Origin of the sequence: Sphingobium sp. ba1 (genome assembly GCF_000743655.1) — a bacterium.
Taxonomy (GTDB): domain Bacteria; phylum Pseudomonadota; class Alphaproteobacteria; order Sphingomonadales; family Sphingomonadaceae; genus Sphingobium.
This window is the reverse complement of the sequence record NZ_JPPQ01000068.1, coordinates 3,142-9,328: the sequence shown is the minus strand read 5'-3', so window position 1 is coordinate 9,328 and position 6,187 is coordinate 3,142. Positions and strand designations below refer to the sequence as shown.

7 protein-coding genes, 1 tRNA gene and 1 pseudogene are annotated in these 6,187 nt (G+C 60.4%); 3 read left to right on the top strand and 6 right to left on the bottom strand.

Annotation, left to right across the window (positions count from 1 at the left end; translation table 11 throughout):
- Positions 1-683, top strand: a pseudogene (locus tag IL54_RS03020) (MFS transporter); the annotation flags it as partial.
- Here IL54_RS03020 and IL54_RS03015 read toward each other — a convergent pair.
- From IL54_RS03015 to IL54_RS03000, 4 genes are all read right to left on the bottom strand, one after another.
- Positions 680-1,159 carry a DUF2147 domain-containing protein gene (locus IL54_RS03015; RefSeq protein WP_037473133.1) on the bottom strand — a complete coding sequence of 160 codons (480 nt, stop codon included), beginning with the start codon at positions 1,157-1,159 and terminating at the stop codon, positions 680-682. The pseudogene IL54_RS03020 and the gene IL54_RS03015 overlap by 4 nt on opposite strands.
- Positions 1,149-2,180 carry an SDR family oxidoreductase gene (locus IL54_RS03010; protein ID WP_076605455.1) on the bottom strand — a complete coding sequence of 344 codons (1,032 nt, stop codon included), beginning with the start codon at positions 2,178-2,180 and terminating at the stop codon, positions 1,149-1,151. The genes IL54_RS03015 and IL54_RS03010 overlap by 11 nt, the downstream gene beginning before the upstream one ends.
- A gap of 102 nt (positions 2,181-2,282) precedes the next feature.
- Positions 2,283-3,299 (bottom strand): AraC family transcriptional regulator, encoded by a 1,017-nt coding sequence (locus IL54_RS03005; protein WP_237748769.1) that lies wholly within the window; start codon positions 3,297-3,299, stop codon positions 2,283-2,285.
- Positions 3,300-3,606: 307 nt separating this feature from the next.
- Positions 3,607-4,515: an SDR family oxidoreductase gene (locus IL54_RS03000; RefSeq protein WP_037473131.1), complete on the bottom strand. Its 909-nt coding sequence runs from the start codon at positions 4,513-4,515 to the stop codon at positions 3,607-3,609.
- 98 nt (positions 4,516-4,613) lie between these two features.
- Here IL54_RS03000 and IL54_RS02995 point away from each other — a divergent pair, with 98 nt between their 5' ends.
- Positions 4,614-5,444 carry a helix-turn-helix transcriptional regulator gene (locus IL54_RS02995; protein ID WP_037473128.1) on the top strand — a complete coding sequence of 277 codons (831 nt, stop codon included), beginning with the start codon at positions 4,614-4,616 and terminating at the stop codon, positions 5,442-5,444.
- A 300-nt stretch (positions 5,445-5,744) separates the two neighbouring features.
- On the opposite strand, the gene IL54_RS02990 is transcribed toward IL54_RS02995, so the two are convergent.
- A tRNA-Thr gene (locus IL54_RS02990) sits at positions 5,745-5,819 on the bottom strand.
- 115 nt (positions 5,820-5,934) lie between these two features.
- Here IL54_RS02990 and IL54_RS25660 point away from each other — a divergent pair.
- Positions 5,935-6,060 carry a hypothetical protein gene (locus IL54_RS25660; protein ID WP_257785054.1) on the top strand — a complete coding sequence of 42 codons (126 nt, stop codon included), beginning with the start codon at positions 5,935-5,937 and terminating at the stop codon, positions 6,058-6,060.
- Here IL54_RS25660 and IL54_RS22630 read toward each other — a convergent pair.
- A complete protein-coding gene (locus tag IL54_RS22630; RefSeq protein WP_443210237.1) occupies positions 6,057-6,185 on the bottom strand; it encodes a M24 family metallopeptidase C-terminal domain-containing protein in 129 nt (42 codons plus the stop codon). The genes IL54_RS25660 and IL54_RS22630 overlap by 4 nt on opposite strands.
- Between the last annotated feature and the right edge of the window lie 2 nt (positions 6,186-6,187).

The window sequence follows — 6,187 nt, the reverse complement described above, 5'->3', positions numbered from 1 at the left end:
GGGCGGACACGCAGTCCTTTGTCGGGGCAAGCATGCAATTGCTGGCGTCCCCGCCGTTTCGCTGGCTGGTCGTCGGTGCTGTGACGCTTGGCTTTGCGGCCACCCCCTTCTATGCTTTTGCAACGCCGTTCCTGATCCGCACCCATGGCTATAGCGCCAGCGAGGCCGGGCTGGCCTTCGGCGTGCTTCAGGGCATATCGGGTGTTGCCGGAACGCTGCTGGGCGGACGCGGCTTCGACCGCGTCGCCCGCCATAAATCCAGTGCCATGCTCGCTGCACCGGCCATCCTCTTCATCATCGCGGCGGTTACCACGACGATGGCATTGTTCGTCCCGGTCGGCTGGCTGTGCATCGTCCTGCTCCTGCCGGCCATGTTCGCCTTTGCTTTCACGCTGCCTTACGCCTTTGGCAGCGCGCATCTGGTGGCTGGCCGAGGCCGCGAAGCCATGGCATCCAGCCTTGGCATGATCGGTTCCAGCCTGGTCGGACCTGCCATCGGCCCATTATTGGTAGGCGTCATCAGCGACGCCGCGAGCGCCGCGCATGTCGCAAATGGCCTGGGGCTGGGCCTGTTGGTCGTGCCAGTCGCCACAGTGTTGACGGCGACAGCCTATCTGATCGCAAATCGCCGCATTCATGACTGGTTTCAGGCATCAGTCGTTCCAGAGCATCGGCGTGGTTAGCGGACAGCATCGCGTGCCGCCCGATTGAAGGTGATCGTGCGCCCCAGCAAAGGCGACCCCATATAGCCGCGCAATTCCATCTTCTCGCCGATGATCGTGACGCGGGCGGAATAGGTCCGGCCCGACGTGCCGTCATATAATGTGCCGCCCTCGAAACGCCGATTGCCGGCATTCCATTTAAGATTGTTCAGGATCGTGATCCCCTCAAGCGACCGTGCCCTCAATTTGGCATCGGGGTTGCGGACGTCGCGTTTGAATGTCTTGCCATCTGCTTCGACAGCGCGGCGGCCATAGATCAGCCGTCCCGCATAATTGCCGCCGCCCGCGTCGAACATATCGATCTTCATGCTGCCATCTTCCGCTTGCCACAACCCCTTGATCGCTGCGGGTTGGGCGACCTGTGAGAAAACGGGCGACATGGCCACCATTTGCGCGGCAAAGACCGTGACCAAGGGCATTCCGAACCTATTGAACATTGTCGTTTTCCTGTACCATAGGGATAGGGGGAATATGGCGCGACCTGGCAACGGACCCTGGGCTGTTCTCCGCCAGCGATAAGAGGCCGACATCGTCCACCGCTTCAGGCTCATAGCTGACGGACGTCAGCGCCTCGGATATGTCCCACAGATGAGCGACCGATGCCTCGTCCAAGGCCTGGGGCGGCACTTTGGCCAAAGCGGGCTGCCCGCGTGTTTCCCCCATCCTGTTCGGACCATAATAGGCACCACCCTTGGCTTGTGGGGATGTTGCCGCGAACAACAAAGGTAGAGCGCCTTGTGCGGCGGGTTGAAACAGGAATGGCAAGACCGATCGGGCGAGGCCGGGCACACTCCAGCGTCCAGGTCCATTGTGCAACAAACCGGTGCGAGATACGCCGGGGTGGGCGGCAATGCTGGTCACGTTCCAGCCATGAGTCCAACTGCGATGCTGCAACTCCAGCGCAAACATCAGGCAGGCCAGCTTGGACTGGCTGTAGGCCACCATGGGCCTATATGTCTGCTGTCCCTGCAAATTGTCGAAGTCGATCTCCCCGCTACGCGCCGCGACGCTCGATACGGAGATGATGCGTGTCGCCTGGCCCTTTCGCAACAACGGCATAAGATGTCCGGTCAGGGCGAAGTGGCCAAGATAGTTGGTGCCCATCTGCAATTCGAAGCCATCGGCGGTCACCATATGCCGAGGCGGAACCATGACGCCGGCATTGTTGACGAGCAGGTCCAGACTATCCCTTTCACGCGCAAGCCGACGACCAAAGTCCGCAATCGATGCAAGGCTTGCCAGATCCAGCCGTTCGAAGCGGATCGCTGCGTCCGGCACATGACTGGCGATCCGTTCGATCGCAGCCGCGCCCTTGGCCAGATCGCGTCCCGCGAGAATTACCTCTGCACCGGCCTTTACCAGTGCATATGCTGTTTCATATCCCAGGCCACCCGTACCGGTGACGACAGCCACCCGGCCTTGCTGCGGAGGGATGTCGGACGCTGTCCAACCTGTCATGGAGCCTGCCTTTCAAAAGGGCCGATGTCGGCATCTTGAAAAGCAGGATAGGGGACAGACCGCAAAGCTCCATGCCGGATAGAGGGGAAAACTTGCCTGATCCTAGCGCGATCCGGCGGCCAGCAACGCCTTGTAATTCAACACATCGCGCTTGGGCGCGACGCCAAATGTCCGGGCATATTCCCGACTGAATTGCGAGGCGCTCTCATATCCCACTTGATAGGCCGCTTCCGATACATTGATCGCGTCGCTGACCATCAGGCGTCTTGCTTCCAACAGGCGCAATTGCTTCTGAAACTGCACGGGCGTCATCGACGTCATCGTCTTGAAATGCTGATGGAAGGACGAGAGGCTCATCCGCGCGGCGTCCGCCAATTGTTCGACCCGCAATGTCTGGTTGAAATTCTGACGTAGCAGGTAGATTGCCCTGGCGACCCGCTCGGTATGGGTTTCGGGCAGCGCCAGCTTCGCCAGTTCGCTGCCATAGGCACCCGTCAGCAGCAAATAGCATAGCTCCCGCATGGTCGAGGGGTATAGAACGGCGGCGGCTTCAGGCGTCTGCGCCAGTCTGACGAAGCGCAGCACGCACTCGCTCAGCATCATATCGACCTTGCCCACGAAGACGCATGCGCTAGACGCACCATCGGGCCGTGGCGGTGCGGCGAGTTGCTGCATCACCTCCCGCAGCATGGCGACGTCAAGCTCGATATTGACGCCGACGAACGGGTCATCCTCGGTCGCGCCGACCATCCATCCCGTTGCGGGCAATTCAATGCTGACGACCAGACATTCCATCTGCGCATAGCGAAGCGCGGTTTCGCCAAAGAGGATTTCCTTGGTACCTTGCAGGACAACGCAAAGCGATGGCCGGTACATCCGGCGGATCGGCATGATGTCTTGAAAGGCGCGCATGATATGGACGCCATCCATAGACGTCTGAAAATGCCCCTGGCCGCCGCCCTTGGCGTCGATAAATTCGTTCACCGCTGCGAGCAGCGGGGCGGCCGCAGCCGTGGCGGCGCCGATAGATGGCGCTTCTGGATGAGGTTCCGCTACGGCCGATTTCGCCGCATTTGGAGGAAAAGGCAAGATTTTCGCGGTATCCGGCATTCTGGTCATCCTATGATCCCTGTAGCTTGACGGGGCCGCATCAAGTCAGAAACATCTAAAATTCTGGTCTGGTTGACAGTATTTCAAATTAACACGCGTAGTATAAATTTAATTTCATATTAAATTCAATGTAATTTTACAAAATCATATAATATACCTGTTCTATAAAAATCAGAAGTGGTTAATTAATATAGTCTATCTGTGATTTATATATCTAATCACCGAAAATATCAACAACCGGAGCCGAAACCACAGCAACAGATACTGTTTGACTATTGCCGGGTCAGACGCGGCAGCTCCAACGGTGGATCGCCCATCATGCCGCCCCCTGTTCGGAAACGGCGTAGTCCATCGCCCTGAGGTCGCTGAGCAGCGTCGGGCCGATCGGCTCCCACCCCAGTTGCTCACGGGTCCAGTCGCTCGAAGCCGACTTGTCGAGCCCGATGAATATCGACAACCACCCGAAATGCGCCTCTGCTTCGGCGGCAGAAAGCGACACCGGCGGCAGGTCAAGCCCCGTCGCAACTGCCTCGGCGATATGCCGGAACATCACCCCTTCCTCCGCAACCGCATGGTAGCGGGCACCCATTCTGCCCGCTTCAAGAACCCGCACATACAGCCTTGCGACATCGGTGACATGCGCCGCCGACCAACAGTCGTTCCCTTCGCCGAGATAGCCAACCGATCCCGCCTTGCGCGCATGTTCGACATAGGGGGTGATCAGCCCCTGTTTGACGGTGTCATGCACTTGGGGAAGCCGCACGACGCGAACGTCCACGCCCGATTGCAACAGGGCATGGCCGGCCAGTTCGCTGGCAACGCGCGGAATGGGGTAATCGGCGTTGAAAATATGCTCGACGGCGGGCCGGCCTTCGCCGACATCCCCCATTCCAGTAGCGGACGTGATGACCAACGGCCGCTGAGAGCCGCGCAGAACCGAACCCATGGCCAGGATCGCCGCGCGATCCTTCTCACAATTGGCGGCATAAGTCGTAAAATCATGGTCAAAGGCGGTATGGATCACCGCATCGACGCGATCGGCTGCTGCGCGCAGGCTGTCCAGGTCTTCGATCGTACCACGATGCACGTCCGCCCCGGCTGCGGCCAGTTTGCGCGCGCCGCTCTCGGACCGAGTCAGGCCCAGCACCTGATGCCCTGCCGATTGCAGTTCTGTGAGGATAAGCGAACCGACAAATCCGGTCGCGCCGGTCAGAAAAATACGCATGGCAGCGTCTCCATTATTGTTCGACTGCCGCTATTCCGCCACCATCCATCCTGTTAAAGTAGTGACCTTATCAGGGTATAAATTATAACAGGATGGCTATGCCTGACCAGAGCGGCAATCCCCTCGGCACATTCCTGCGCGACCGCCGGTCGAGAATGGACCCGGCTGCGTTCGGCTTTGGCGGTGGACGACGGCGGACGCCTGGACTGCGGCGCGAGGAAGTGGCGCAGCGCGCCAACATATCACCCACCTGGTACACCTGGCTTGAGCAAGGACGCGGTGGCGCACCGTCTGCCGATGTGCTCAACCGCCTTGCCGCCGGGCTTATGCTCACCGAACCGGAACGCGAGCATCTGTTCATCCTCGGCCTTGGGCGCGCACCAGTGGCGCGCTATGCCGCCTGCGACGATGTCACGCCGCGGCTTCAGCGCGTGCTTGATGCGCTGCCGCTGAGCCCCGCCATCATCAAGACGGCGACCTGGGATGTCGTCGCCTGGAACAGGGCGGCGGCGACGCTGCTGACCGACTATGCCAAGCTCCCGCGCGAAGAACGCAACGTACTGCGCCTCATCTTCACCAATCCTCGCACGCGGGCGGCGCAGGCGGACTGGTTAAATGTCGCGCGCTATGTCGTGGGCGCCTTTCGCGCCGACGCCGCGCGCGCCGGAGCAGGGGTCGAAATCCAGCAGCTGGTCGATGAATTGTCGAGCGCCAGCCCGGAATTTGCAGCATTGTGGCGCGAGAATGACGTCATAGGCCATGCTGACGGGTTCAAGCGTTTGCGCCATCCCGAACATGGTCTGATCGAACTGGAATTTTCCGTTTTTGCCGTCGATGGTCGCCCGGACCTGGGCATGCTCGTCTATAACCCCGCGTCGCGCGAATCCGCCCGCCGTGTTGAAGCGCTCATGGCTCAGGCGACAGGCTAAATTGTAGGGGCGCTGAATCGGGAGCATCCCCTGTCGGTTCGGTTTTCGTGACTATCTCCCGACCTGCCCTGAAACCATGCTGCGGCGGTAGTCTGTTCGTCCGTCACGCTTGCCTGATCCTCCGAATGTGCCGGTCGCCGTTGGCGCAAGGGCCGCGTGCCAGAATGCGCCATGGTCGCATTGGATCGTTGTGCAACTGTTATGGACAGCGGATCGACGCCGCGATCCGGCTGCTTGACGGCCAAGCCCAATGGCCAAGCGAAACACTCCGGCCAATCGATGGAATTTAGGGGATAAAAATGGTGCTGCTGGGGAGGATTGAACTCCCGACCTCGTCATTACCAATGACGCGCTCTACCACTGAGCTACAGCAGCACTCTGTTTCTCATCCGCAAGCGCTCGTCGCGCTGGGAGCCGGGCCTATGGCTGCGTGCGCTGCCCTTGTCAAGGCGGGTTGCGGCGGATGATGCAATTTGCTTAGGGCGTCGGCATGGCCGAGACACAGGATGACAAAAAGGCGCGACTGGCGCAGGCGTTGCGCGACAATCTGCGCCGTCGCAAGGCGCAGGCGCGGGAGACGCCACCCGCTCCCGCGCCCGATCCCGCCAAGGATTAACCGCGCTGTAAAGGCGCGCAGGCGGCCTTGAGCCACGCCAGCGCGTCGCCCTCCAGTTGCGGCCCGACCACGTCCAGCACCTGGGCATGATAGCTGTCGATCCACGCCTGCTCTTCCGCGCTCAACA

Bases quoted from the DNA above. Each gene is read 5' to 3' on its own strand.
- IL54_RS03015 (WP_037473133.1), bottom strand. From the start codon at position 1,159: ATGTTCAATAGGTTCGGAATGCCCTTGGTCACGGTCTTTGCCGCGCAA.
- IL54_RS03010 (WP_076605455.1), bottom strand. From the start codon at position 2,180: ATGACAGGTTGGACAGCGTCCGACATCCCTCCGCAGCAAGGCCGGGTG.
- IL54_RS03005 (WP_237748769.1), bottom strand. From the start codon at position 3,299: ATGACCAGAATGCCGGATACCGCGAAAATCTTGCCTTTTCCTCCAAAT.
- IL54_RS03000 (WP_037473131.1), bottom strand. From the start codon at position 4,515: ATGCGTATTTTTCTGACCGGCGCGACCGGATTTGTCGGTTCGCTTATC.
- IL54_RS02995 (WP_037473128.1), top strand. From the start codon at position 4,614: ATGCCTGACCAGAGCGGCAATCCCCTCGGCACATTCCTGCGCGACCGC.
- IL54_RS25660 (WP_257785054.1), top strand. From the start codon at position 5,935: ATGGCCGAGACACAGGATGACAAAAAGGCGCGACTGGCGCAGGCGTTG.